Source organism: Micromonospora sp. WMMD714 (genome assembly GCF_029581315.1).
In the GTDB taxonomy this organism is placed as follows: domain Bacteria; phylum Actinomycetota; class Actinomycetes; order Mycobacteriales; family Micromonosporaceae; genus Micromonospora; species Micromonospora rifamycinica.
The window spans coordinates 2586582-2612235 of sequence record NZ_CP120744.1 but is presented as its reverse complement, the minus strand read 5'-3'; the positions used below and the strand labels follow the sequence as shown (position 1 = coordinate 2612235).

Genomic DNA, 25654 nt, shown 5'->3' with positions numbered 1-25654 from the left:
ATGTTCGAGTACGCCCCTGCGCCCGAGTCGCGCGCGATCGTCGACATCAGGCCGTCCTACGGGCTGTTCATCGATGGCACATTCGTCGACGGCGAGAGCCTCGACAAGACGGTCAACCCGGCCACCGAGGAGGTGCTCGCCGAGGTCGCCTGGGCCGGCGAGCAGGACGTCGACCGGGCGGTCCGCGCCGCCCGCAAGGCGTACGACAAGGTCTGGGGTCCGATGCCGGGCCGGGACCGGGCCAAGTACCTCTACCGGATCGCCCGGCTCATCCAGGAACGCTCCCGTGAGCTGGCGGTGCTGGAGTCGCTCGACAACGGCAAGCCGATCCGGGAGTCCCGGGACGTCGACCTGCCGCTGGTCGCCGCGCACTTCTTCTACTACGCCGGCTGGGCCGACAAGCTGTCGTACGCCGGGTTCGGCCAGCCGTCGACGAGCCGGCACGGCGGCGCGGACCCGCGACCGCTCGGGGTGGCCGCGCAGGTCATCCCGTGGAACTTCCCGCTGCTCATGCTCGCCTGGAAGGTCGCCCCGGCGCTGGCCGCCGGCAACACGGTGGTGCTCAAGCCGGCCGAGACCACCCCGCTGACCGCGCTGCTGTTCGCCGAGATCTGCCAGCAGGCCGACCTGCCGCCCGGCGTGGTCAACATCGTCACCGGCGCGGGCGACACCGGCCGGGCGCTGGTGGAGCACCCGGGCGTGGACAAGGTCGCCTTCACCGGCTCCACCGAGGTGGGCAAGGCCATCGCCCGGTCGGTGGCCGGCACCGGCAAGAAGGTCACCCTGGAGCTGGGCGGCAAGGCCGCCAACATCGTCTACGACGACGCGCCGATCGACCAGGCCGTCGAGGGGATCGTCAACGGCATCTTCTTCAACCAGGGCCACGTCTGCTGCGCCGGCTCCCGGCTGCTGGTCCAGGAGAACGTCGCCGAGCAGGTGCTCGACGCGCTCAAGCGGCGGATGGCGCTGCTGCGGGTCGGCGACCCGCTGGACAAGAACACCGACGTCGGGGCGATCAACTCGGCCGCCCAACTCGCCCGGATCCGGGAGCTGTCCGACGCCGGGGCCGTCGAGGGCGCGCAGCGCTGGTCGCCGCCGTGCGAGCTGCCCGAGCGGGGGTTCTGGTTCGCGCCGACCATCTTCACCGGGGTCACCCAGGCGCACCGGGTGGCCCGCGAGGAGATCTTCGGCCCGGTGCTGGCCGTGCTGACCTTCCGCACCCCGGCCGAAGCCGTGGAGAAGGCCAACAACACGCCGTACGGGCTGTCGGCCGGGATCTGGACCGACAAGGGCTCGCGCATCCTGTGGACCGCCGACCGGCTGCGCGCCGGGGTGGTCTGGGCCAACACGTTCAACAAGTTCGACCCGACGTCGCCGTTCGGCGGCTACAAGGAGTCGGGCTACGGCCGCGAGGGTGGCCGGCACGGGCTGGAGGCGTACCTCAATGTCTGAGCGGGTCGCGGTACGCAAGACGTACAAGCTCTTCATCGGCGGGAAGTTCCCGCGCAGCGAGTCGGGACGGACGTATCTCGTGCAGGACTCGAACGTGTCGCTGGCCTCCCGCAAGGACGCACGGGACGCCGTGGTCGCCGCCCGCGCCGCCGTCAAGGGCTGGGCCGGGACGACCGCGTACAACCGGGGTCAGATCCTCTACCGCGTCGCCGAGATGCTGGAGGGCCGCCGCGAGCAGTTCGTCGCCCTCGGCGTCCCGGCCGACGAGGTGGACGCGGCGGTCGACCGCTGGGTCTGGTACGCCGGCTGGGCCGACAAGCTCGCCCAGGTGTACGGTGGCGCGAACCCGGTCGCCGGGCCGTACTTCAACCTGTCCGCGCCCGAGCCGACCGGGGTGGTTGCCGTGGTGGCCCCCGGGTCCCCGGCGCTGCTCGGCCTGGTCAGCGTGATCGCCCCGGCCATCGTCACCGGCAACACGGTGGTGGTGGCGGCCTCCCCGGCGGCTCCGCTGGCGGCGGTGACCCTGGCCGAGGTGCTGGCCACCTCGGACCTGCCCGGCGGGGTGGTCAACCTGCTCACCGGCCGGATCACCGAGACCGCGCCGACGCTCGCCGCGCACCTGGACGTCAACGCGATCGACCTGACCGGGGTGGCCGACACCGAGCTGGCGACCGACCTGGAGGCCAGGGCGGCGGAGAACCTCAAGCGGGTGCTCCGGCCGACCCCGACCGACCACGACTGGACGGGCGACCCGGGCCTGGGCCGGATGACCGCGCTGCTGGAGACCAAGACCGTCTGGCACCCCAAGGGGGTGTGACCGGCCGGGTCACGCCGGTGCGGTCGACGACCCGCCGCCAGCGCGACGACCGGGCGGTCGACCGTGACCGGGGCCGGTCCGCACCGGTGGCCGCGACGACCCGGTGGGGCGGTACCGGCCCGCCGGGAGGTCCGACAGCCGGTCGTACTACCGGGGGTAGGATTGCCGGGTGACTCGGTTGGGCGATCTTGAGCGGGCGGTGATGGACGTGCTCTGGGACGTGGTCCCGGGCACGTCGGACGGGGTGACCGTGCGCGAGGTCGCCGAGGCACTGGACGGGCGCGAGCTGGCGTACACGACGGTGATGACCGTGTTGGACCGGCTCGCCGGCAAGGGCATGGTGCAGCGCAGACGCGAGGGGCGGGCCTGGCGCTACCGGGCCGCCGCCAGCCGCGAGGCGCACATCGCCCAGCTCATGCTCGACGCCCTGGACCTCGGCGGCAGCCGGGACGCCGCGCTGGTGCGCTTCGCCCGCTCGGTGACCGGCACCGAGGCCGAGGTGCTGCGGGCAGCGCTCGGCGCGGAGGCGGGGCTGACCGGGCCGGCGTCGGCCGCGTCGACCGACCAGTTCGTGGAACCCCGTACCGGCCGGGCCAGGGTCGCCGACGAGGCGACGGACCGGTAGGGCGGCCACCATGGCGTACGCGGTGCACTTCGCCGGGGCGGTGCTGGCCTGCTGGCTGACCGCGCAGGTCCTGGCCGCCTCCACCTGGACGTGGCGGGCACCCCGGGTGGCGATCGTCTGCTGGCAGGCGGTCGGGCTGGCCCTCGGGCTGTCCGCGATGGGCCTGCCGATGGCGCTCGGGCTGACCGCGTACGACCGCCCGACCGGCGGGGCGCTGCTGGCCCTCGCCGACGATCTCGGCCACGGCACCCTCCCGGCCGGGGTGACCGCCGTCCACCTGGCCCTGGTCGGGGTGGGCTTCGGCATCGGCGCGGTGCTGCTCGCCACCACCGTGCGCAGCGTGCACTCCACCGTCCGCGCCCAGCGTCGGCACCGGGACCTACTCACCCTGGTCGCCCGCCGGGATCCGGCGATTCCCGGCGCGCTGGTGCTCGACCACCCCAGCGCCGCCGCGTACTGCCTGCCCGGGGTGCGGCCCCGGGTGGTGGTCAGCGCCGGCACCCTCAGCCTGCTGGACCGGGCCGAGCTGGCGGCGGTGCTCGCCCACGAGCGGGCGCACGCCCAGGAGCGGCACGACCTGGTGCTGCTCCCGTTCACCGCGCTGCGCCGGGCGCTGCCCTGGTTCGGCTGGGTCCGCGCCGCGCACGACCGGGTGGCCCTGCTGGTCGAGATGCGGGCCGACGACAAGGCGCGCTCGCTGCACGCGGAGGCACCGCTGGCGGGCGCGTTGCGGCGCTTCGCCGCCGCCGGTGACCGGGTCACCCCGGCCGGCGCGCTGGGCATGGGTGACCGCGACCTCGACGTCCGGGTGCAGCGGCTGCTGGTCGCCGACCGGCCACCCCGGCTGCTCGGTGCCGCCGCGTTGGCGCTGACGACCACCCTGGCCGCGCTCCCGATCTCCCTCTTCCTGAGCTGACACCCCGCTCCCGGTGGCACCCGTCCCGTTCGGGGACGACACGCGGCCCGATAGGTAGACAAGCTACGTGTAGGCTCGCTACAAAAAGCGAGCCAACCCCTGGAGAGCGGTCATGGACACCCTGCTCCTCGCACGCCTGCAGTTCGCCACCACCACCTCCCTGCACTTCCTCTTCGTCGTGGTCACCCTCGGGCTGGTCACCCTGCTGGTCGGCATGCAGACCACCTGGTTCGTCACCGGCAATCCGCGGTGGGAACGGCTGACCCGGTTCTGGGGCCAGCTCTACGTGATCAACTACGTGCTCGGCATCGCCAGCGGCATCCTGATGGAGTTCCAGTTCGGGCTGAACTGGAGCGGCCTGTCGCGCTACGTAGGCAACGTCTTCGGCGCCCCACTGGCGATCGAGACGCTCGTCGCGTTCTTCCTGGAGTCGACGTTCCTCGGCATGTGGATCTTCGGCTGGCACCGGCTGCGACGCGGGGTGCACCTGGCGCTGCTCTGGGGGGTCGCGCTCACCGCGTACGCCTCCGCTTTCTGGATCATGGTGGCGAACGCCTGGCTCCAGCACCCGGTCGGCTACCGGGTACGCGACGGCGTCGCCCACCTCACCGACTTCGGGGCGCTGCTGCGCAACCCCACCCTCGGTATGGCCCTCGGCCACGTGCTCGCCACCGGGCTGCTCACCGGCGGCATGCTGATGGCCGCGGTGAGCGCCGGGCACCTGCTGCGGCGTACCGCCGACTTCACCCTGCACCGCACCGGGCTGCGGATCGGGCTGGTCACCGCCGCCCTGGCGGTCAGCCTGGTGCAGGGTTTCGGCTTCGCCCAGTTCGGCCCGGTCGGCGAGTTCCAGCCGACCAAGTTCGACGGCGGCCCGACCGCCGACGCCCGGATCGCCGAGTGGACCACACGGTTCGGGCCGGGTGACTACACCCCGCCGGCGCTCTCCGGCGTCGGGCTCGGCTTCATGATCCTGATCGGCTTCCTGCTGGGCGGCGTCTGGCTGCTGCTGCCGCTGCTCTGGCGGGACTGGGCGATCCGACTGCGCTTCCCGCTCTGGCTGATCCTGCTCGCCCTGCCGCTGCCCTTCGGCGCGGTGATCCTCGGCTGGCTCGCCCGCGAGGTCGGCCGGCAGCCCTGGGCCGCGTACGGGCTGCTCCCCACCGAGCGGGCCGTCTCCGGCGTCGACCCGGGCCTGATGCTCGCCTCGCTGATCGGCTTCAGCCTGCTCCTCGGCGGGCTCACCGTCGCCAACTGGACGCTGTTCGCCCGGCACGCCGCCCGGGGCGCGGCCGACCCGGCGCTCGGTCGACCGCCCGACGCCCTCGACACCGAGCCCCGGCCCACCCCCGCGTTCGCCTGAGAGGACCCCGATGGCACCCGTCTGGTACGCCCTGCTCGGTCTCTTCTTCGCCGGCTACCTGGTCCTCGGCGGCCTCGACTACGGGGTCGGGCTGCTGCTGGCCCGGCGCGGCACCCCGGCGGCGCACCGCGCCACGCTGACCGCGCTCGGCCCGTTCTTCCTCGGCAACGAGGTCTGGCTGGTGGCCGCCGTCGGCCTGCTCTTCGGTGCCTTCCCCACCCTGGAGGGGGAACTCCTCTCCGGCCACTACCCCGCCGTCGCCGGGGCCCTGGCCGGGGTGATCCTGGTCACCGTCGGCGTACAGCTGCGCAGTCGCGTCACCGGGGCGTCCGCCCGGCAGGGCTGGGAGCGGGTGGTGGCGGCCGGCAGCGCGCTGGCCGCGTACGGCTGGGGCGCCCTGCTCGCCGGGCAGCTCCAGGGGGTACCGCAGGCGGTCGACGGCCACGTCACCGGGGTGACCCACCTGGCGACCCCGTTCGTCGCCGCCACCGGGCTCGCGCTGGTCGCCCTGGTGGCGGCGCACGGTGCGACCTTCCTCACCCTGCGGCTGCCGGCGGCCGACGCCCCGGCCACCGCCCGGCTGGCCCGCCGGCTGGTCACCGGGGCACTCGCCGCGGTCGGCGCGGCCACCGCGCTGGGCCTGCTCGCCGACCGGGTACGCGCCACGGTCCGCCAGCCGCTGCCCGCCGTACTGCTGGTGGTGGCGCTGGTCGGAGCGTTGCTGGTGGCCCGGGCGGCGCTCGGCCGCGGGCGGCCCGGGGTGGCCCTCGCCGCCACCGGCGCGGCGCTGGCGCTGCCGGTGGCCGTGACCGGTGCGGCGCTCTGGCCGGCCGCGCTGGTCTCCACCGTCGACCCGGCGGCCACGCTGGGTGTCGCCGACGCGGCGGCCAGTGGGCCGACCCTGCGGTTACTGGGCTGGCTGGCGCTGCCCCTCCTGCCGGCCCTACTAGGCTTCCAGGCGATGTGCTGGTGGGTGTTCCGGGGACGGACCGACGGCAGGGCACCGGTGTACTGGTGAACCGCCGTCCCTTCGACCCGCGTCTGCTGCGCCGGGTTCCTGGGGCCCGGCGCGACCTCGCCGTGCTCGCGGCCCTCGGCGGGCTCACCGCGCTGCTGGTCGTCGCCCAGGCCACCGCCCTGGCCACGGTGCTCGCCACCGGCATCCACGGGCGGCTGGACACCGTCGCGCTGGCCGGCTTCGTTGTCGCCGTCGGCGCGCGGTCCCTGGTCACCTGGGGGCAGGGCACCGTCGCCGCGTGGGCCGCCGCCACCGTCAAGGCCACCCTCCGCGCCGACCTGCTCGCCGCCGTCGGCCGGCACGGTCCGGGCTGGGTCGCCGGCCAGCGGGCCGGGCAGCTCGCCACCCTCACCGGGCGCGGCCTCGACGCGCTGGACGCCTACTTCACCGGCTACCTCCCCCAGCTCGTGCTCAGTGTCACCGTGCCGGCGGCCGTGCTCGCCCGGCTGGTCCTCGCCGACTGGAGTTCGGCGCTGATCGTCGTGCTGACCCTTCCGCTGATCCCGGTCTTCGGCGCGCTGCTCGGCTGGCAGGCCCAGGCCGCCACCGAACGGCAGTGGCGGCGGCTGTCGATGCTCGGCGGGCACTTCCTCGACATGATCGCCGGGCTGCCCACCCTGCGCGCGTTCGGTCGGGCCAGGGCACAGACCGAGGTGGTCCGCCGGATGGCCGACGGGCACCGGGCCGCCACCATGAAGACCCTGCGGATCGCCTTCCTCTCCGCGCTGGTGCTGGAGCTGGTCGCCACCCTGTCGGTGGCGCTGGTCGCGGTGCCGGTCGGCATCCGGCTGCTCGACGGCGGGATCACCCTGGCCACCGCGCTGCTGGTGCTGCTGCTCACCCCGGAGGCGTACCTGCCGTTGCGGGTCGCCGGCAGCCGGTTCCACGCCAGCATGGAGGGGCTCACCGCGCTGGACGAGGCGCTGACCGTCTCCGCCGTGCCCGGCGGACCGGCCGCTCCCGGGACCACCGCAACCGGGACCGCCGACGCCGGGGCCACCACCACCGGGACCGCCGCCATCGGGGCCACCGCGACCGGGACCGCCGCCACCCGGGCCGCCGCCACCCGGGCCACCGGCGCCGCAGCCGCCGGTCCGGTCGCCACGGCGTCGGCCGGCTCCTCCCCGGCCGGCGGCACCGCCCGGACGGCGTCCGGGGCCGGCGAGATCCGGTTCCACGACGTCACCGTCGCCTACCCACGTGCCACCGCGCTACGGGACGTCACGCTCACCGTCCGGCCCGGCGAACGGATCGCCATCGTCGGGCCGAGCGGCGCCGGCAAGAGCACCCTGCTCGGCCTGCTGCTCGGCTTCGTCACCCCGACCGCCGGCCGGATCACCGTCGACGGGGTCGACCTCGCCGACGTCGACCCCGACGACTGGCGTCGGCAGATCGCCTGGGTGCCACAGCGGGCCCACCTGTTCGCCGCCACGCTGGCCGACAACATCCGGCTCGGCGCCCCCGACACCCCGGACGCCGCCCTGGCCCGCGCGGTCGCCGACGCCGCCCTGGGTGAGGTCGTGCGCGCCCTCCCCGACGGGCTGGACACCCTGCTCGGCGAGCGTGGTCACGGGCTGTCCAGCGGCCAGCGGCAGCGGATCGCCCTGGCCCGCGCCTTCCTCCGGGACGCCCCACTGGTGCTGCTCGACGAGCCGACCGCCCGGCTGGACACCGCGAGCGAGGCGGTCGTCCTGGACGCCACCCGGAGACTGGTGGCCGGTCGTACCGCCCTGCTGGTGGCGCACCGGCCGGCCCTGCTGGCGGACGCCGACCGGGTGCTGCACGTCGCCGCCGGCCGGGTGACCGAACTGACCCCGACCCCGGCCGGGGAGGCCAGCCGATGAGCACCGGTCCCGCCCCCACTGAGCGGGCCGCACGGGCCGCCCCCACCGAGCGGGCCACCCGGGTCGAACGGCCCGAGCGGGTGGTGCTGCGGCTGGCCCGACCGTACCTGGGTCGGCTGCTCGGGGCCGGGCTGCTCGCCTCGGCCACCGAGTTCGCCGGGCTGGCCCTGATGGCCACCGCCACCTGGCTGCTGATGAGCGCCGCCGGCCAGCCACCGCTGGACCGGCTCACCGTCGCCATCGTCGCCGTCCGGGCGCTCGCCGTCAGCCGGGGCGTGCTGCGGTACACCGAGCGACTCGCCGGCCACGACGCCGTCCTACGCCTGGTCACCGACGTCCGCGCCCGGGTCTTCGCCACCCTCGCCGCCCGCCCCGGCCGGGCCGTCCCCCGCACCGGCGACGCCCTGAGCCGGCTGGTCTCCGACGTGGAGGCGGTCCAGGACCTGCTGCTGCGGGTGCTCGTCCCGGGGGCGGCGGCGGCCCTGGTCGGGGTCGTCGCCGTCGGCGGGGCCGCGCTGATCTCGCTGCCCTCCGCCGGGGTGCTCACGGTCGGCCTGCTGGTCGCCGGGGTGGCGCTGCCGATGCTGGCCACCACGTTGACCCGACGGGCCGCCGACGAGGTGGCGCCGCTGCGCGGGGCACTCGCCACCGACGCCGTCGACCTCACCCAGGGCGCCGCCGACCTGGCCGCCTTCGGGGCCACCGGCCAGGCGTTACGGGCCGCCACCCGCCGCGCCGACCGGCTGGCCCGGCTGGAGCGCCGGCTCGCCGCGACCGGGTTCGCGGTGGACGCGGCCGGGGTGCTGGTCGCCGGACTGACCGCCGCCGGGGTCGTGCTCACCGCCCTCCGTGCGCAGGTGGGCGGGGTGCTGGTGGGCGTACTCGCGATCGGTGCCCTCGCCGCCGTGGAGATCGCGCTGGCGCTGGTCGGCGCGGCCCGGCAGCGCACCCAGCTCCGCGCCGGCCTGTCCCGGGTCGCCGCCCTGCTCGGCGAGCCCGCGCCCCGGCCGCCCCGACGCCCGGAGCCGGCGGCCCCGGACGCCGCCACCACGATCGGGTACGACGTCCGCTTCAACGGGGTCGTCGTGCGCTACCGGGAGGGTGCCGCGCCCGCCCTGGCCGGGATCGACCTCGACCTGCCCGCCGGCCGGCGGATCGCCGTCGTGGGCCCCAGCGGGGCCGGCAAGAGCACCCTGGCCGCGGTGCTGACCGGGGCGGTGGTGCCCGACGCCGGCCGGGTCACCCTGGCCGGGCGGGACGTGTCGGCGTACCCGCCCGAGGAGCTGCCCCGGGCGATCGGCGGGCTGCTCGCCGAGGCGTACGTCTTCCACGCCTCGGTACGGGAGAACCTGCTGCTCGGCCGACCCGACGCGGGCGAGGCGGAGCTGGCCGACGCGAGCCGGGCCGCCGGCCTGCTGGACTGGGTACGGGAGCAGCCGGACGGTTGGGACACCCTGGTCGGCGAGGAGGGCGGGCAGCTCTCCGGCGGGCAGCGGCAACGACTCGCGCTGGCCCGCGCACTGCTCGCCGCCCCCGGCGTGCTGGTGTTGGACGAACCGACCGAGGGCCTCGACCCGGCCGCCGCCGACGCGGTGCTCGCCGGGGCGCTGGCGGCCACCCCCGTCGGGCACTCGGTGCTGCTGATCAGCCACCGGCTCAGCGGGCTGGCCGGGCTGGACGAGGTCGTGGTCCTGGACGCCGGACGGGTCATCCAACGTGGACGGCACGCCGACCTGGTGGCGAGCCCCGGCTGGTACCGGGACCAGTGGTTGCTCCAGCAGGCCGCCGAGCGCGGATACCTGGCCCTGACACCCTGACCGACCGGGACGCGGGTCCGGGAATCTCCCCGACGCGCCGGGGCACCGGCCGTGGCAGGGTGGTGCCATGCGCGCCTGCGACGAGGTGGGGATCGACGAGCGGCTCCGTGACCTGACGTCCCGGCTGCACGGCCCGAAGCGGATGAAGACCGAACTGCTCCGCGAGGTGCGGGACGCGCTGCACGACGCGACCGAGGCGTACCGGGACGGGGGGTTGCCGGCGCGGGAGGCCGAACGGCGTGCGGTGGCCGACTTCGGGACGCCGGGCGAGCTGGTCCCGGCGTACCAGGCGGAGCTGGCCGCCGGGGCGCTGCGCGGGCTGTCCCGGCGGGCGCTGGGGATCGCGGTGGTGCTGTCGGCCGGCGGGGACCTCACCTGGCAGGGGTCGAGTTGGAGTGACGGCGGGACGCCTCCTCCGGCCGGCTACCAGCTGCTCTCCGCGTCGCTGAACGCGGTCTGGCTGGCCGTGGCCGGGCTGGCGCTGGCCATCCTGCTGTCCGGACGCTGGGCGGCCCGGCGGGGACGGGCCGGCACGCCGGCGGGTCGGCTGCTCGGGCTGGGGCTGGTCGGCACGCTCGCCTTCGGTGCGGTCGCCGGGACGGCGCTCTTCGGCTGGTCGGTCGGGCTGTGGGAAGCCGCCGTGACCTGGCCGCCGATGATCGTCGGTGCGGTGCTGGCCGGTGCCGCGCACTTCTCGCTGTTCCGGGCCACCCGTTCCTGGCTGACCGCCGCTCGCTGACCGGCGACGCGGCACACCGTGGCGACCGGATGCCCCGGGTCGCCTCCGACGACCGGCGGCGGCGCCGGGCGGGCGGGCGGCCCGGCCGTGGCCGGGCGGCGGGATCAGGCGGGTGAGGGAGCCGGGCCGGGGGCAGCCCGGCCGTGGCCGGGCCACGGGGATCAGGCGGGTGAGGGAGCCGGGCCGGCCGGGTCGAGGAAGCGGCCGACGGTGGCGCTGAACTCACGCCAGCCGGCCCGCTCGCCGGCCAGTGCGCCCCGACCGGAGTCGGTGAGCCGGTAGGTACGCCGCTCCCGGCCGTTGACGGTGCTCCAGGAACTGGCCACGTGCCCGGCCCGCTCCAGTCGGCGCAGCGCCGGGTAGATGGTGCCGGTCGGCAGGTCGAGCTGGCCGTCGCTGCGGGCGCGCAGCGCCTCGATGACGGCGTAACCGTGCAGTTCGCCCTGCTCCAGCACGGCCAGCAGCAGGGCGTCGAGGTGGCCGTGCAGCGCCTGAGCCTTCATGCGTAGTTACGCTACTTGTCAGTCGGTCGGACCGCCAGCGGTCGCCGGTTTCGACCGCCGTCGGGGTGCGGGGTCGGCCGATGGACGGACGCCCATTAGGGTATGTGCCCAGAGTCACTTGGCAGCCGCGGTGCCGCCAAGTGGGCAACCCGACGCACACGGAGGTCAGCGTGGCCCGCCAGTCGCCCCAACGGCCCGACGCCGACGAACCCGAGCTCGGCGACACCGACGGGCCGGACCTGGAGCCCGGCACGGTCGACCGCTCGCTCTGGGACGAGTTCGCCATCGACCCGGTCGAGATCGCCCTGCCCGCCGGCACCGGTTTCACGCTCCGGGCGTACCGGCCCGCGCGTGAGCTGACCCCGACGGACGTCGCCGAGCGCGACGAGGACGACCCCTTCCTGGCCCGCCGCCAGGTCGTCGAGACCGAGGACGACGATGAGGTGGTGATCCTCGACGAGGAGTTCGCCGCCCTCTCGGCCGGGGACGACGAGGACGACGCCGACCGCAAGGACGACGACCGCAAGGACGGCGACGGCAAGGACGACGCCGACGGCAAGCGCGACGCCGCCGACACCGACGCCGACGACGACGCCGCGGAGGCTGACGCCGACAGCGCCGACGAGGACGACGACGAGGAGGTGCCGGTCTTCCTGAGCCACAAGGGCCGGCTGCTGTTGTTCAAGACGCCCGAATCGCTCGTCACCTTCATCCGGTCCGGCGCACCCAACGATCTATCTCAACTGGACGGTTGGAATGAACTGTCCGAACGGGTGGAGCCGGCCGACATCGCCCCGCGCGACGAGGACACCTACGAACTCGATCTGGTCGTCGAGAACCTGCGCGGCGGGCACGACACGTGGGATCCGACCCTCCTTATCGAGGCCGGCGAGGTGGCCCGTGACCTGTCCTATGCCCTGCGGCTACCCGCCGTGCTCGACATGCTCTCGGCCGGTTCCAGCCTGGACGACCTCGACGAGGCGCTCCGCGCTTCTGTCAACGGCGGAGTCGGTGGATTTCTCGGCCGTAGGCGGCTGAAGAAAATCGGGGCACAGACCGCAAGTCTGGGATGGCGCACCATTGTCGGCAAGATCTCTGCCGTCGTGGACTGGCGCGACTGACCCTGAGCGGGGAGCATCAGTGGCTGGCAGAGAATAGACCTGTGTCCCGGGAGGAGGACGACGCCGTGGCGCTCGTGCGCGTGTACTGCGGTCTGGCCTCGGCAGATCCGGCCGACCGACCGGCCTCGGCCGGATCGACGCTGACGTACGCCGTGGTCGACGACGCAGGCCGTCTGCTGCATGTCTACGAGATCGGTGACGACGCGGCGGGCTACGCCCAGCTCGTCACGCTCCTCGTGGAACGGTCGGGCGGGCCGAGCGGCGTGGCGATCGCCGCCGACAGCGACGACCACGCGGTCACCTCGCTGCTGAGCGCGGCCGGTCGTCCACTGGCCATCGCCGACGACGACTCGGTCGACGACTTCGCCGAGCGGTTCGCCGACGACGACTCCCTGGAGGAGATGCAGTCCGCGCCGGCCGAACGGCGGGCGGTGGGCCTGGCCCGCGCCCTCCAGGCCGGCGCGCTCTCCGCGGTCACCCTCCCGGCCTCCCGGGATCTGGCCGGCTTCAAGCAGGTCCTCGCCGCGCACGCCGCGCTGTCCAGCGGCCGGCACTCCGCCGCCGTGGCGCTGCGCGAGGTGCTCCGCGAGCTCTACCCGGCCGCCCTGCGGGCGTACCCGGACCCGGCCGAGCCGGTGGCGTTGGCCGTCCTGGACGCGCTGCCCGAGCCGAACATGCTCGGCGGGACCTCGGCCCGGGGCCGCGACCTGTCGGTGGCCGCCGACGCGGTGACCGCGCAGCTCACCGCCGACGGAGTGGCCGAGGCCGGGGAGATCGAGGCGGCGGTCACCGCGCTACGGGTGGCCATCGCCGAGACGCCGCGCCGGGCCACCGTTAACCGGGCGCTCACCTCCGCCGTGGCCGAGACCGTCCGGCAGTCGGTCGCCGCGGTACGTGCGTGCGACGCCGGCTGCGAGGCGCTGGTGAGCGCGCTCAGCACCCGGGTCAGCGCCCCGAGCCCGCTGCCGGGCCGCCGGGCCGCCGCCCGCCGCGGCGAGCAGGTCGGCGAGTTGACCGGCATCAGCGGCACCGGCACCGGTCTGCGTCCACTGCGGCCCGTCGAGCCGGCGCCGCCCGTCCCGACCGGCCGGCGCAGCCGCCCCGAGCCGGTCCCCGGCGGGGCGACACCGACCGCACCCCGGCCGCTCGGTCCGCCGCCGGTCGCCCCCGCCCCGGTCGCCCCGCCGCCGGTGGCTCCCCGCCCGGTGACCCCCGCGGCCGTGTCCACGCTGCCGACCTCGGCACCACCCGGACGCGTCGACCCGGCGGCCCGATCGGCGTCGGACGCCCCGACCACGATGATCCCGCCGATCCGGCGGGGGATGGACGCACCGGCCAACCGGCCGGTCTCGGCCCCACCGCCGCCTCCACCGGGCATCACGCCGATCGCCCCGGCGCAGCGTGGCAACGTGCCGCCCGCCGAGGCCGGTGAGCCGTTCCGGCCGACGCTGACCACGGCCGCTATCAACAACGCCCGGGCCGAACGGCAGCGCACCGTGATCCCGCCCCGGCCCAAGACGACCGGCGCGCTCTCGACGCCCACCGGCGGCTTCAGCGCGACCGACCTGAACGTGCCGGTGCCGATCTCCCGCCCCGAGCCGGAGCCCACCGCCCCGCCGGGCTCGCGGGCGAACTGGCCGCTGGTCAACAACCCCGAGGACCCGGCCGCCAGCTCCGCCGACAACCCGGTGGTCCCGGCGTACGGTGAGCGGGCCGGCCGCCCGGCGGACGCCCCTGCCGACCCCGGGGCCGGGCGTCGGGTCACCCCGCCCTGGCTCGCCGACGACCTGCCCCAGGAGCCGCCGATGCTGCGGCTGGTGGAGCCGCCGCCGCTGGCCGACCGGGCGCTACGGGACGGCCTCGACACCGCCGACACGCACCTGGACACTCCGCCCCTGCGCCTGGTCGACCGGGAGGAGGCCGGCCGGTCCGCAAGGCCCAGCCGGTCCGAGCGTCCGGAACGCCTCGACCGGGCGGAACACCTGGACCGCCCCGCCCGGGTCGACCGTCCCGGGCGGCTCGACCGCCCCGAGCGCCTCGACCGGGCCGCGCGCCTCGACCGCCTCGACCGCCCCGAGCGCCTCGACCGGGCCGACCGGCCGGAACCCCTGGACCGTCCCGAGCGGCCGATCCGCAGCGAACGGGCCAGCCTGGACCGTCGGCCGGAGCCGGCCGAGCGTCGTCCCCCGCCGATGGAGCACCGGCCGCCGCCGGTTTCCGACGAGGGCGACGGTGATCTGCTGATCTTCGCCCAGGCCAAGTCGGCGTGGTTCGTCGGGCACGGCGACGAGAGCGACCTGGAGTGGTCGTCCACCGCGGACACCGGCTGGCAGGCCGCCGAGAAGGTGGCTCGTCCGGCGGTGGGTGCGGAAACCCCTGCCGGGCTGCCCAAGCGGGTTCCCCAGGCCAACCTGGTGCCCGGCTCACCGCTGCGCGAGGAGCGTCCGCTGCGCATCGTCCGGGACGCGGCGAGCCTCGCCGAGAACACCACCGGCTACTTCCGGGGTTGGCGGCGGGGACAGGAGATCGGCGGCTTCGCGGTCGGCGGTCGGCCGGGGCGTGAGGCCGCCGGCGGCTGGGACTTCAGCCGGGATCCGACCGAGCGGGACGACGACCGGGAGTACGAGTTCCGCTCCGCCGGCTACCGGTCCTGACGAAAACCCACGCTGGCCGGGCACACCGAGATGGTGTGTCCGGCCGGTCGCTGTGGTGCCGGCTCCCCTGAGGCGGGCGACCCGACGGACATGCCGGGTGTGCGCTCCGACGGGCGCGGGCGCTCTGGCCGTCCCCTCGGACACGACCGGCGCTCTGACCATCTCCCTCGGACACGACCGGCGGTTTGGCCGTCCCCGCGGGCAGCCCGGCCCTCTGGCCGTCCCTACACGCGGACGCGCCCGGTCACGGCCGGAGCCGCCACCGGGCGCGTCGAGATCGGTCAGGCCGGTGCCGCCGCGCGCGAACGACGCATGGTCAGCACGTACTCGACCAGCGAGATCAGCACGTGCTTGGTCGACTCGCGGTTACGGGCGTCGCAGGCCACCACCGGGACGTCGGTCGAGATCGCCAGCGCGTCCCGGACGTCCTGCGGGTCGTGGTACTGCATCCCGTCGAAGCAGTTGATGGCCACCAGGTACGGCAACCGCCGGTGCTCGAAGAAGTCGATCGCCGCGAAGCAGTCGGCCAACCGGCGGGTGTCGACCAGGACCACGGCGCCGATGGCGCCCCGGACCAGCTCGTCCCACATGAACCAGAACCGCGTCTGACCGGGCGTCCCGAACAGGTACAGGATCAGATCCCGGTCGATCGAGATACGGCCGAAGTCCATCGCCACCGTGGTCGTCGTCTTGCCCGGCACCTGCCGGGTGTCGTCGACGCCCACGCCCGCGGAGGTCATGATGGCCTCGGTGGTCAGCGGTGTGATCTCCGAGACCGAACCGACCAGCGTCGTCTTGCCGACGCCGAACCCACCGGCGATAACGATCTTCGCCGACGTCACGCGCCCGTTCGGGGCAGGCGGTCGCTGCGACATGTCAGAGCCTGCGAAGTCCACTCAGCACCCTCTCCAGCAGTTCAGTGCCCACCGCGTCGTCCGAGTCGTCCAAGATGGTCGGCTCGTGGACCGCGACCAGGCCGTCCGTCGCCATGTCGGCGATGAGCACCCGGGCCACGCCGAGCGGAAGCTGCATCCGGGCCGCGATCTCGGCCAGCGACTGCACGCGTCCGTCACACAGCGCGGCGATGTACTGGTGCTCCCGGCCCTGACCGCCGTTGCCACCGGCAGCAGCGCGACCGCGCACCGTCGTCTCGACGAGCGCCTCCAGGGCGATGTCGAGCCGGGGACGGGTACGACCACGGGTCACGGCGTACGGTCGGACCAACGCGCCTGTCGGTTCGTCACGATCGATCATGTAGCCGCTCACCTCCTTCGCACCCGACACCGGCTCTCACCCGGTGGAACCCGTCGTTGTTGTCGTCCCGTGCCGACCGGATGGCCAGCCCGATCAGCCCATCATCCCGACAGCCGTACGGGCCTGCGGGGTGAGCGCGTCACCCACCCGGTCGACCAGCAACGCCATCTCGTAGCCGACCTGACCGACATCGCAACTGCGGGCGGCCAGCACGGCGAACGACGAGCCGTCCGAGATGGACATCAGGAACAGGAAACCGTTGTCCATCTCGACGACGGTCTGCAGCACCGCGCCGCCCTCGAAGCAGCGGGCCGCCCCCTGGGTCAGGCTGACCAGGCCGGACGCGATCGCGGCCAGCTGGTCGGCCCGGTCCCGGGGCAGGTCGCGCGACGAAGCGAGGAGCAGGCCGTCGGCGGATACCGCGACCGCGTGCGCGACACCCGGCACCCGGTCGGCGAAGTTGGCCAGCAGCCAACCAAGATCCTGCGTAGTTGTCATCCTTCTTGCTCCTTCTGCCCGCTCCCGCCCGCCGGGCCGAAGCCAGACGGCGAGGATTGCTGCCCGCCCGGAGTCGCGTCCGGGTTGGTGGGGTTGTCCGAGGTGGTCCGGCCGCGTTGCACACCTCGATGGTAGGCCGAGAGCAGACCCCTGACCGCTTCCGGCGTACGTCGCTGCACCGACGCGGCCGGCTTCTCGATCGCCCCCGGCACGAGCTGCGCCATCGGCGTCCGCTTCGGCAGGCCGGTCTGGGTGGTCCCGGCCACCGGCGCCTCGGTCGCGGCCACCGCCGCCCGCCAGCCATCGTCGGCGGCGGTCTGCCAGGCGGTGGGCTGCGGGGCGGGGCGACGGGTCGCCGGACCGTCACCGCGACCGGGGAGGCCCCCGTTCGTCGTCCCGTTGTCGCGCGGCATGCCTCCGGCCGGCGCAGTCTCTGCCATCGGTGCGCTACCTGTCGTCCCTGGGGCGGGGTACTGAACGGCGGGGTCGGCCATGGTGGACCGCGCGGTCATGGTGCCGCCGCCCGCCGGCTGCCGGGCACCGGGCGCCTCCTCCGGACCCGGCTTGCGGGTGCGGAACCAGGCCGATTCGAGCTCCCGGAAGATCGGCAGCTCCATCGTCTCGTCCGCGTACCGCTGCTGGGGTGCCTGCTGCGGAGCCGACGGCCGTTGGCCGACCGACGACGGCTGCCCGGCCCGTACCGGCGGGGCCGCAGGCTGCCGTGGTGCCGGCGCTGCCGACTCGGTGCGCGGCACCCGGGGCAGTTCGGTGGTCATGTCCAGGGCGGCGGCGAGCCGCTCCGGGACCGGCGGGGTGGCGGTGTCCCGCTCGGGGTTGGCCACCGGCGGCCAGGCCGGCGGCGCGGCGGCACCCGGCGCGGCACCGCCCGAGGTCGGCCGGGACGGCAGCGGAGCGCCGGGCGACCCGGAGACCGGCGCGACCGGACCCGGCTGGCCGGCGTACGGCGACGCGGACACCGGATATCCCGCGGCGGGCTGGCCCGACACCGGGTGACCGGAGACCGGCTGCCCCGAGACCGGGTAACCCGAGACCGGCTGCCCCGACACCGGGTAGCCGGACGCCGGCTGACCCGACACCGGGTAGCCGGAAACGGGCTGCCCGGAGACCGGCGCGGACGGGTACGAGGGGGGCAGCGGCGGTGCCGACACCGGCGGGACCGGCGGGGAGCTGTACGGCCGGGCCTCCGGGCTGCTCGGCAGCTGACGCGGGATGACCGGCTGCTGCCCGGTGCTGTCCGGGTCGTCGCCGCTACGCCGCTGGGGCAGCGGGTCGATCTGCTGGCCGTTCGTGCTGCGCGGGGTGAAGGCGTCCCCGCCGTTGATCCCGCCGGCACCGGTGAGGTCCGACCAGGCGGGCATCCCCCGGCCACCGTTGGCGGGGGCGGGGGAACCGTTGCGCGGCGGAGCCGGGTCGAAGGGGCGTCCGCCGAAGGTGACCTGGTTGCCGGATTCGCCGTGCCGGGCGGCCGCCGGCTGGCCGTTGCCGAGCGCGGGGAGCGCCCCGAAGGCCGGGGTACCACCGGAGCCGCCGAGGGCGGGGGCCGGCGAGCCACCGAAGGCGGGGGTGGGGGCGCCACCGAAGGCGGGCGCGGCGCCACCGAAGTGCGGGCCGGCGGCCGGCAGACCGGGGGTGCCCGGGGCCCGGCCGGTGAGGGCGCGGGGCACCAGCACCGACGTGGGCAGGACCACCTCGGCCACCGTGCCCCGGTCGGTGCCGGGACGCAGCTCCACCTTGACGCCGTGCCGGGACGCCAACCGGGCGACCACGACCAGGCCCATCATCCGGGAGACGGCCACGTCGACCTGGGGCGGGGTGGCGAGCCGCTCGTTGAGGTCGGCCAGTTGCTCGGCGCTGATGCCGATGCCCCGGTCCTCGACGTAGAGCGACGCCCGGTCGCCGACCCGGCGGGCCTCGACCATCACCTGGGAGTCCGGCGGGGAGAACGCCGTCGCGTTGTCGAACAGCTCGGCGACCAGGTGGACCAGGTCGTTGACCGCGTGCGCGGAGACCTCGATGTCCCGGTCGATGATCCCGAACTCGATCCGGGTGTAGTGCTCGACCTCGGACTGCGCGGCGCGCAGCACGTCGATCAGGGCGGCCGGCTCCCGCTGCACCCGGGTGGAGTCGGCACCGGCGAGGACCAGCAGGTTCTCGTCGTTGCGGCGCATCCGGGTGGCCAGGTGGTCGAGCTGGAACAACTCGGCCAGACGGTCCGGGTCCTCCTCGCCGCGCTCCAGCCGGTCGAGGTGGCCGATCAGCCGGTCGACCAGGATCTGCGAGCGGCGGGCGAGGTTGACGAACATCGTCGCGACCGAGGAGCGGAGCGCGGCCTGCTCGGCGGCGGTCCGGACGGCTTCCAGGTGGACGGCGTTGAACGCCTCGGTCACCTGGCCGAACTCGTCCCGGCTGCGGACCGGCAGCGGCTCGGCGATCTGGTTGGCGAGCTGGGCCGGGGACTGCTGGCCGGTGAACTGCGGGTCACGCAGCCGGGCCACCGCCTGCGGCAGGCCGAACTGGGCGATCGACAGGGCACCCTGCCGCAACTCGCGCAGGGACCGGGCCATCGACCGGGCGACCAGGTAGGCGAAGAGGATCGCCAGCAGCAGCATGCTGAGCAGCAGGCCGGTCTCCAGGAAGACCTGGCGCTGGACGTCGGAGCGCAGCTCGTCGGCCTTGGCCACGACGTCGCTGTCGAGGCGTACCTCGACGGAGCGGTTGAGCTGGGCGTACGCGACCATGGCCGCGTCCCACTGGTCGGTGGTGAAGGTGAGGCCGTCCAGCTTGTCGCTGTTCAACGCGCTGACCTGGCCGGCGTAGATGTCCGCCTGGCGCCGGTCCGAGCCGGAGACGCTCTGGTCCTGGAACTCGCGCTCGGCGCGGGTCGCCACCGCCTGGAAACTCTGCAGCGCCTGCTGTTCACCGGTGTTGCTGGAGATGTACAGCTCCCGCAGGGCGGGGGTGTACGCCCTCTGGAGCAGCACCTGGTGCACCGCGATCCGGCGGACCGAGGCGTACTCCTTGGCCCGGGCCATCGCGGCGGCGGCCCGCATCTGGTCGCTCAGGTCGTTGTCGCCGGCGAGCTGGGTGGCCGAGTCGCGGATGGTGATCAGGTTGTTGATCAGACCGGTGTACCGGCTGACCGCCTCGCTGAGGCGGAGCTTGCCGTTGTAGACCTGGCTGCGGATGCCGGGCATCTCGGTGAGGTCGCTGTCGATCCGGTCGAGCTGTGTCTCCAGGGTCGCCGGCAGGCCCTCGATCTCGGCGCGCTGCTGCGAGTAGGGCACCTTGGACTGGTCGACCCGCTGGTTGACCCGGTTGTACGCCTCCTGGTACTGCTCACGGGCCTGCCCCTTGGGCGAGCCGAGCAGCAGGACGGCGTTGGTGCGTTCGTCCTGGAGGGTGTTGACCAGGTCACCGGAGTAACCCACCAGGTTGGCCAGGTCACCCGCCCGGTTGGCGTTGTTGAGCGTCTGCAGGTGGTCCACCAGGCCGCTGGTGCCCACGACGACCGTGGCGATGGTCGGCACGATCATGATCAGGCCGAGCTTGGACCAGATCGGCATGTCGCGGAGCCGGCCGGCCGGCCGACGCAGACGCGACAGGAAGGAGCCCGCCGTCGTTGGCCGTTTGCTCACGTCACCGCCCTCGCGATTACAGCGTCTCCACGTTGCCACGGGCAACGCCCAGCAACCGACCCGGCGGGTCGGACCTCCGAGATTCCATCACGCCTCCCCTGAAAGAGAAAGCCCAGGTTGTCGGTCACCGGAGGTGTGATGAGATGTTGATGCAATTTGATCGCAATCCGTCTGGCCGGAGTTACTCAAAGTAATGGAATGTCCCCACCGCGTGGTCCTGCTGGCCGGCCCTTCCGGGTCCGGAAAGTCGTACATAGCCCATCGAACCGGTCTCCCCGTACTCTGTCTGGACGACTTCTACAAGAACGGCGATGACCCTACGTTGCCCCGACAGAACGGACTGGTCGACTGGGACGCGCCCGAGTCGTGGGACGCGGAAACCGCCGTGGAGACAATTGCCCGACTGGCCCGGCAGGGCCGGACCGAAGTTCCGGTCTATGCGATCGGCGCCGATCGACAAGTGGCCACCCGGCCATTTGAGGTGACCGGATCGCCACTCTTCATCGCCGAAGGGATTTTCGCTGCCGAGATCGTCGAGGAGTGCCGCCGACGGGGCATCCTCGCCGCAGCGTACGCGCTGCGCCGGCCGCGCGGGGCGACCTTCGTCCGCCGGCTGGCCCGCGACCTGGCAGAGCAGCGCAAGGCGCCCGGGGTGCTGCTCCGGCGCGGGGTGGCACTGCTGCGCGCCGAACCGGCGGTGCTGCGCCGACAGACCGGCCTCGGCGCCGAGGCGGCCCACGCCCGGGAAATCCTGCGCCGGGTGGCCGACCTGGTCGCCGGCCACCCGCACCGGTGAGTCAGCCGATCAGCTTCGCGTACGCCGGCTTGATCACCTCGTCGATGATGGCCAGCCGCTCGTCGAACGGGATGAAGGCGCTCTTCATCGCGTTGACGGTGAACCACTGCAGCTCCGCCCAGCCGTAGCCGAAGTTCTCCACCAGCAGCGCCATCTCCCGGGACATCGAGGTGCCGCTCATCAACCGGTTGTCGGTGTTCACCGTCACCCGGAACCGCAGCTCCCGCAGCAGCCCGATCGGGTGGTCGGCGATCGACGCCACCGCCCCGGTCTGCACGTTGGACGACGGGCACAGCTCCAGCGGGATCCGCTTGTCCCGCACGTAGGCGGCCAGCCGGCCCAGCGTCGGCGTCGGGCCGGGGGTGATGTCGTCCACGATCCGTACCCCGTGACCCAGCCGGTCCGCCCCGCACCACTGGATGGCCTGCCAGATCGACGGCAGCCCGAACGCCTCGCCGGCGTGGATGGTGAAGTGGAAGTTCTCCCGCTGGAGGTACTCGAAGGCGTCCAGGTGCCGGGTGGGCGGGAAACCCGCCTCGGCGCCCGCGATGTCGAAGCCCACCACTCCGGCGTCGCGGTGCCGGACGGCCAGCTCGGCGATCTCCTGCGACCGGGCGGCGTGCCGCATCGCGGTGAGCAGGGTGCCGACCCGGATCTGGGTGCCCGCCGCAGCGGCCTCGGCGCTGCCCTCGACGAAGCCGGCGACGACCGCCTCGACCACCTCGTCCAGAGTGAGGTTCTGCTCCAGGTGCTGCTCGGGGGCGAACCGGACCTCCGCGTAGACCACGCCGTCGGCGGCCAGGTCGAGCGCGCACTCGCGGGCCACCCGGCGCAGCGCCGGGGCGGTCTGCATGACGGCGACGGTGTGCGCGAACGTCTCCAGGTAGCGCTCCAGCGAACCGGAGTGCGCCGCCTCCGCGAACCACCGGCCGAGTGCCTCCGGATCGGTGCTCGGCAGCTCGTGCCCCACCTCGGCGGCCAGCTCGACGATCGTCGCCGGCCGCAGGCCGCCGTCGAGGTGATCGTGCAGCAGCGCTTTCGGGACCTTGACGATGTCCTCGTATCGGATTGCGACCATCCCCCGACCCTAGTCACGCGCACCGGCGGCCCACGACCAGGCTCGCGGTGATCCGCCACCGCGCCGGCCCGCCCCGATCGGCCCCGCCCCGATCTGCCCCGCCCCACCCGGGCCTGCCCCGGTCAGGCCCGCGGCCCGGCCCGCACCATCGCCGAGGTGGCGGTATCAGCGCGAGTGGACACCGCCACCCCGGCACCCTTGAGTCAACCGAGGACCTCCCGGGACACCTCGGCCGCCACGTCGGTCCCGCGCCGTAGGCTGCTGCGGGTGAACGCGTCGCACTCGTCCGACCGTCCCGGCAACGCGCCGCAGCCGGACGACACGACCCGGCCGGATGACACGACCCGGCCGGGCGACACCACGAAGGCGGGCGACACCACGAAGGCGGACGACACGACCCAGCCGGACGGCTTGACGACGCCCGTCAACGCGACGCATCCGCTGGTCGTGGCCCGGTTGCGCTGCCCGGTCTGCGCCGGGCCGCTGGCCGCCGCGACCGACACCCGCGCGTTGCGCTGCCCCCGCAGGCACAGCTTCGACCTGGCCCGCCAGGGGTACGTCAACCTGCTCACCGGCCGCTCCCCACACGTCGGGGACACCGCCGAGATGGTCGCCGCCCGAGCTGACTTCCTGGCCGCCGGGCACTACCAGCTCATCTCGTCCGCCCTGGCCGAGGCGGCAGCGACCCACGCGGGCACCGCGGGCTTCGGGGCGTACCCGCTGGTGGTGGATGCCGGAGCGGGCACCGGGCGGCACCTCGCGGCGGTGCTGGCGGCGCTGCCCGACGCCGTCGGCCTGGCCCTGGACGTCGCCAAGCCGGCGCTGCGCCGCGCCGCCCGCGCCCACCCGCGGGCCGCCGCCGCGCTCGCCGACACCTGGCGGCCGCTGCCGCTGGCCGACCGCTCGGTCGCCGTGCTGCTCAACGTCTTCGCGCCGCGCAACGGCGACGAGTTCCACCGGGTGCTCCACCCGGCCGGGGCGCTGCTGGTGGTCACCCCCACCGACGCCCACCTGGCCGAACTGGTCGAGGTGCTCGGGCTGCTGCGGGTCGACCCGGCCAAGGCCGACCGGGTCGCCGACAGCCTCGCCGGGCGGTTCACCCCGGAGCACGCCACCGTGCACACCGCCCGGCTCGCGCTGGACCGGGCCGAGGTCACCACCCTGGTCGGGATGGGGCCGAGCGCCTGGCACACCGACCCGCACCGGCTCGCCGCCGCGATCGACGCGCTGCCCGCCCCGGTCACGGTGACCGCCTCGGTACGGCTCACCGTCTGGCGTCCCCGCTGACCTGCGGCGGCACCCGCCCCGCTCACCTCCGGCGACATCCGCCCCGCTGACCTGCGGCGGCACCGGCCCCCGACCTGCGGCGGCAGCCTGTCCCGCCGGGTCAGGTGGAGAGGTCGACCTCTTCCCAGCCGGGCGGCTCGTCGTGGTACGGCCCCCGCAGCATCACCGCCCACTCCAACGCCCACCGGCGCTGGCCGATCGCGTTCGCGTCCACCAGGCCGGGCAGCCGGTGCCCCGACCGCTCCACCTCCAGGTACGCCCAGTCCAGGCAGTAGTGCAGGTCGAGCAGGGCGGCGGCGTCCCCCGGGTGCTGCGGAGCGGCCAGGATCCGGGCCCGCCACTGGTCGAAGGTCTCCCCACCGGCGAGGTACGGCATCCGCTCCACCAGCCGCTCGTCCACCGGTACGGTCGGGTCGAGCTGCTTGCTCAGGCCGAGCACCCAGGACAGCGAGAAGAGCGCGTCGTGGTGCAGGACGAACGAGCGGTGGTCGCCCCTGCCGCCCACCACGAACTGCCACTCCGGCGGGGTGACCATGTCGACCAGGTGGGATTCGAGCAGCCAGCTCATCGCGGTCTGGGCGGGCATCCCGAAGCACCGGGCCAGGATCAGGTGCAGCACCGCGATGCGGGCCTCGATCTCCCCGGTGGGTCGCAGCTCGACCTCGTCGCCCGGCTCCCACACCAGGGGAAACTTGGCCGGCGGCAGCGGTAGGCCCAGCCGGGACAACTCGTCGAGGCTCGCCTCGCGGACCTCCCGTGGATCGGGGGCGGCTACCAGCACGGTCGGAAATCCTGTCTGCTCACGTCGGCGTCACCGCCGTTCGATCCCCCTGGCCAGGGAGAATAACGTTCCGTGGCGACCAGCGCCATGCCGGCCACCCCGATCGGCCGCACCGGTCGGGACCGGGCCGGCGGTTCAGCCGATCCGCTCGATGACCAGCGGCGACGGCGGCGGCGCGGCGGCGGCGACCCGGACCGCCCGGTCCGCCTCGGCCCGCGCCGCCGGCAGCCGCGACGCGTCGTCGGCCCGCAGCTCGTACAGCGGGTCGCCGGCCCGCACCGGGTCGCCGGGGCGCTTGTGCAGCACCACCCCGGCCGCGGCGCTGACCGGGTCCTCCTTGCGGGCGCGACCGGCGCCGAGTCGCCACGCGGCCACCCCGATGGCGTACGCGTCGACCGACTCGACGAACCCGTCGGCCCCGGCGCGGACCGTCTCCACCTCGTTGGGGGTCGGCAGCGGGGCGTCCGGGTCACCGCCCTGCGCCCGGATCATCGCCCGCCAGGCGTCCATGGCGCGCCCGTCGCGCAGCGCGGCGGCCGGGTCCGCGTCGGTCAGGCCGGCGGCGTCGAGCATCTCCCGGGCCAGCGCCAGGGTCAGCTCCACCACGTCGGGCGGGCCACCGCCGGCCAGCACCTGCACCGACTCGGTCACCTCGACCGCGTTGCCGACGGTCAGGCCGAGCGGGGTGGACATGTCGGTGAGCAGGGCGACCGTCCTGACCCCGTGCGCGTCGCCGAGGGCCACCATGGTCCGGGCCAGCTCCCGGGCGTCGGCCACGTTCTTCATGAACGCGCCGGAGCCGACCTTGACGTCGAGGACCAGCGCCCCGGTGCCCTCGGCGATCTTCTTGCTCATGATCGAACTGGCGATCAGCGGGATCGCCTCCACGGTGCCGGTGACGTCGCGCAGCGCGTACAGCTTGCGGTCGGCCGGGGCGAGCGCGTCACCGGCCGCGCAGATCACCGCGCCGACCTCGCGGAGCTGGGCGATGAACTCGGCGTTGCCCAACGACGCCCGCCAGCCGGGGATCGACTCCAGCTTGTCCAGCGTGCCGCCGGTGTGCCCGAGCCCCCGGCCGGAGAGCTGCGGCACCGCGCCGCCGCAGGCCGCCACCAGCGGGGTGAGCGGTAGGGTGATCTTGTCACCGACCCCGCCGGTGGAGTGTTTGTCGACGGTCGGCCGGGCCACCGCCGACAGGTCCAGCCGCTCGCCGCTGGCGATCATCGCGGCGGTCCACCGGGCGATCTCCGGCACCGTCATCCCGCGCAGCAGGATCGCCATGGCCAGCGCCGACATCTGCTCGTCGGCCACCAGCCCCCTGGTGTAGGCGTCGACGACCCAGTCGATCTGGCCGTCGCTCAGCACGCCCCCGTCCCGCTTGGCCCGGATGACGTCGACCGCGGTAAAAGCACTCACCGTTGAGTTCCTTCTGAAG

General features: G+C 74.5%; 21 protein-coding genes. 13 read left to right on the top strand and 8 right to left on the bottom strand.

The window, feature by feature from the left end; translation table 11 throughout:
* The 9 genes from O7625_RS11715 (at position 1) to O7625_RS11675 (ending at position 10591) form a co-directional block, all read left to right on the top strand.
* Entirely contained in the window at positions 1-1452 is a 1452-nt protein-coding gene (locus O7625_RS11715; protein WP_282346916.1) for an aldehyde dehydrogenase family protein, read from the top strand.
* Positions 1445-2269 (top strand): aldehyde dehydrogenase family protein, encoded by an 825-nt coding sequence (locus O7625_RS11710; protein WP_282345842.1) that lies wholly within the window; start codon positions 1445-1447, stop codon positions 2267-2269. The genes O7625_RS11715 and O7625_RS11710 overlap by 8 nt, the downstream gene beginning before the upstream one ends.
* A 169-nt stretch (positions 2270-2438) precedes the next feature.
* Positions 2439-2894 (top strand): BlaI/MecI/CopY family transcriptional regulator, encoded by a 456-nt coding sequence (locus O7625_RS11705; protein WP_282345840.1) that lies wholly within the window; start codon positions 2439-2441, stop codon positions 2892-2894.
* 10 nt (positions 2895-2904) lie between these two features.
* The gene (locus O7625_RS11700) at positions 2905-3810 is read left to right on the top strand and encodes a M56 family metallopeptidase (RefSeq protein ID WP_282345838.1); all 906 of its coding nucleotides are present in this window, start codon (positions 2905-2907) and stop codon (positions 3808-3810) included.
* Positions 3811-3922: 112 nt separating this feature from the next.
* A complete protein-coding gene (locus O7625_RS11695; RefSeq protein ID WP_282345836.1) occupies positions 3923-5173 on the top strand; it encodes a cytochrome ubiquinol oxidase subunit I in 1251 nt (416 codons plus the stop codon).
* 10 nt (positions 5174-5183) lie between these two features.
* A complete protein-coding gene (locus O7625_RS11690) occupies positions 5184-6191 on the top strand; it encodes a cytochrome d ubiquinol oxidase subunit II (RefSeq protein ID WP_282345835.1) in 1008 nt (335 codons plus the stop codon).
* Entirely contained in the window at positions 6188-8035 is a 1848-nt protein-coding gene (gene cydD, locus O7625_RS11685) for a thiol reductant ABC exporter subunit CydD (protein ID WP_282345834.1), read from the top strand. The genes O7625_RS11690 and cydD overlap by 4 nt, the downstream gene beginning before the upstream one ends.
* Entirely contained in the window at positions 8032-9852 is a 1821-nt protein-coding gene (cydC, locus tag O7625_RS11680) for a thiol reductant ABC exporter subunit CydC (RefSeq protein ID WP_348774002.1), read from the top strand. Before cydD ends, cydC begins: the two co-directional genes overlap by 4 nt.
* A 67-nt stretch (positions 9853-9919) precedes the next feature.
* Complete coding sequence (locus tag O7625_RS11675) at positions 9920-10591, top strand: permease prefix domain 1-containing protein (protein WP_067304708.1); 672 nt, start codon at positions 9920-9922, stop codon at positions 10589-10591.
* Positions 10592-10752: 161 nt separating this feature from the next.
* Here the strand turns inward: O7625_RS11675 and O7625_RS11670 are convergent, their stop codons facing one another.
* The gene (locus tag O7625_RS11670) at positions 10753-11094 is read right to left on the bottom strand and encodes a helix-turn-helix transcriptional regulator (RefSeq protein ID WP_067304711.1); all 342 of its coding nucleotides are present in this window, start codon (positions 11092-11094) and stop codon (positions 10753-10755) included.
* Positions 11095-11234: 140 nt separating this feature from the next.
* Here O7625_RS11670 and O7625_RS11665 point away from each other — a divergent pair, with 140 nt between their 5' ends.
* Both O7625_RS11665 and O7625_RS11660 read left to right on the top strand, forming a co-directional pair.
* Positions 11235-12215 (top strand): DNA primase, encoded by a 981-nt coding sequence (locus O7625_RS11665; protein WP_282346915.1) that lies wholly within the window; start codon positions 11235-11237, stop codon positions 12213-12215.
* Between the two features lie 41 nt (positions 12216-12256).
* Positions 12257-14869, top strand: a complete 2613-nt coding sequence (locus tag O7625_RS11660) for a transposase (RefSeq protein ID WP_282345832.1) — start codon at positions 12257-12259, stop codon at positions 14867-14869.
* A 281-nt stretch (positions 14870-15150) separates the two neighbouring features.
* Here O7625_RS11660 and O7625_RS11655 read toward each other — a convergent pair whose 3' ends face one another.
* The 4 genes from O7625_RS11655 to O7625_RS11640 all read right to left on the bottom strand — a co-directional run bounded on the left by O7625_RS11655 (position 15151) and on the right by O7625_RS11640 (position 20277).
* Entirely contained in the window at positions 15151-15744 is a 594-nt protein-coding gene (locus O7625_RS11655) for an ATP/GTP-binding protein (protein ID WP_067304720.1), read from the bottom strand.
* Between the two features lies 1 nt (position 15745).
* Positions 15746-16123 carry a DUF742 domain-containing protein gene (locus O7625_RS11650; RefSeq protein WP_067304754.1) on the bottom strand — a complete coding sequence of 126 codons (378 nt, stop codon included), beginning with the start codon at positions 16121-16123 and terminating at the stop codon, positions 15746-15748.
* Positions 16124-16216: 93 nt separating this feature from the next.
* A complete protein-coding gene (locus O7625_RS11645; protein ID WP_067304724.1) occupies positions 16217-16621 on the bottom strand; it encodes a roadblock/LC7 domain-containing protein in 405 nt (134 codons plus the stop codon).
* A complete protein-coding gene (locus O7625_RS11640; RefSeq protein WP_282345831.1) occupies positions 16618-20277 on the bottom strand; it encodes a nitrate- and nitrite sensing domain-containing protein in 3660 nt (1219 codons plus the stop codon). Before O7625_RS11640 ends, O7625_RS11645 begins: the two co-directional genes overlap by 4 nt.
* Positions 20278-20599: 322 nt before the next feature.
* Between O7625_RS11640 and O7625_RS11635 the strand changes: the two genes are divergently transcribed.
* Positions 20600-21073: an ATP-binding protein gene (locus O7625_RS11635; protein ID WP_231932359.1), complete on the top strand. Its 474-nt coding sequence runs from the start codon at positions 20600-20602 to the stop codon at positions 21071-21073.
* Between the two features lies 1 nt (position 21074).
* Here O7625_RS11635 and O7625_RS11630 read toward each other — a convergent pair whose 3' ends face one another.
* Positions 21075-22151 carry an adenosine deaminase gene (locus tag O7625_RS11630; protein WP_067304732.1) on the bottom strand — a complete coding sequence of 359 codons (1077 nt, stop codon included), beginning with the start codon at positions 22149-22151 and terminating at the stop codon, positions 21075-21077.
* 441 nt (positions 22152-22592) lie between these two features.
* On the opposite strand from O7625_RS11630, the gene O7625_RS11625 reads away from it, so the two are divergent.
* The gene (locus O7625_RS11625) at positions 22593-23438 is read left to right on the top strand and encodes a putative RNA methyltransferase (RefSeq protein ID WP_282346914.1); all 846 of its coding nucleotides are present in this window, start codon (positions 22593-22595) and stop codon (positions 23436-23438) included.
* A gap of 100 nt (positions 23439-23538) precedes the next feature.
* On the opposite strand, the gene O7625_RS11620 is transcribed toward O7625_RS11625, so the two are convergent.
* On the bottom strand, positions 23539-24219 hold the full coding sequence (locus O7625_RS11620; RefSeq protein ID WP_282345830.1) for a DUF4272 domain-containing protein: 681 nt from the start codon (positions 24217-24219) through the stop codon (positions 23539-23541).
* Positions 24220-24354: 135 nt separating this feature from the next.
* A complete protein-coding gene (locus tag O7625_RS11615) occupies positions 24355-25635 on the bottom strand; it encodes a thymidine phosphorylase (RefSeq protein ID WP_282345829.1) in 1281 nt (426 codons plus the stop codon).
* Between the last annotated feature and the right edge of the window lie 19 nt (positions 25636-25654).

Bases quoted from the DNA above. Each gene is read 5' to 3' on its own strand.
- O7625_RS11645 (WP_067304724.1), bottom strand. From the start codon at position 16,621: ATGACAACTACGCAGGATCTTGGTTGGCTGCTGGCCAACTTCGCCGAC.
- O7625_RS11710 (WP_282345842.1), top strand. From the start codon at position 1,445: ATGTCTGAGCGGGTCGCGGTACGCAAGACGTACAAGCTCTTCATCGGC.
- O7625_RS11690 (WP_282345835.1), top strand. From the start codon at position 5,184: ATGGCACCCGTCTGGTACGCCCTGCTCGGTCTCTTCTTCGCCGGCTAC.
- O7625_RS11700 (WP_282345838.1), top strand. From the start codon at position 2,905: ATGGCGTACGCGGTGCACTTCGCCGGGGCGGTGCTGGCCTGCTGGCTG.
- O7625_RS11650 (WP_067304754.1), bottom strand. From the start codon at position 16,123: ATGATCGATCGTGACGAACCGACAGGCGCGTTGGTCCGACCGTACGCC.
- O7625_RS11695 (WP_282345836.1), top strand. From the start codon at position 3,923: ATGGACACCCTGCTCCTCGCACGCCTGCAGTTCGCCACCACCACCTCC.
- O7625_RS11715 (WP_282346916.1), top strand. From the start codon at position 1: ATGTTCGAGTACGCCCCTGCGCCCGAGTCGCGCGCGATCGTCGACATC.
- O7625_RS11675 (WP_067304708.1), top strand. From the start codon at position 9,920: ATGCGCGCCTGCGACGAGGTGGGGATCGACGAGCGGCTCCGTGACCTG.
- O7625_RS11670 (WP_067304711.1), bottom strand. From the start codon at position 11,094: ATGAAGGCTCAGGCGCTGCACGGCCACCTCGACGCCCTGCTGCTGGCC.
- O7625_RS11630 (WP_067304732.1), bottom strand. From the start codon at position 22,151: ATGGTCGCAATCCGATACGAGGACATCGTCAAGGTCCCGAAAGCGCTG.
- cydC (WP_348774002.1), top strand. From the start codon at position 8,032: ATGAGCACCGGTCCCGCCCCCACTGAGCGGGCCGCACGGGCCGCCCCC.
- O7625_RS11655 (WP_067304720.1), bottom strand. From the start codon at position 15,744: ATGTCGCAGCGACCGCCTGCCCCGAACGGGCGCGTGACGTCGGCGAAG.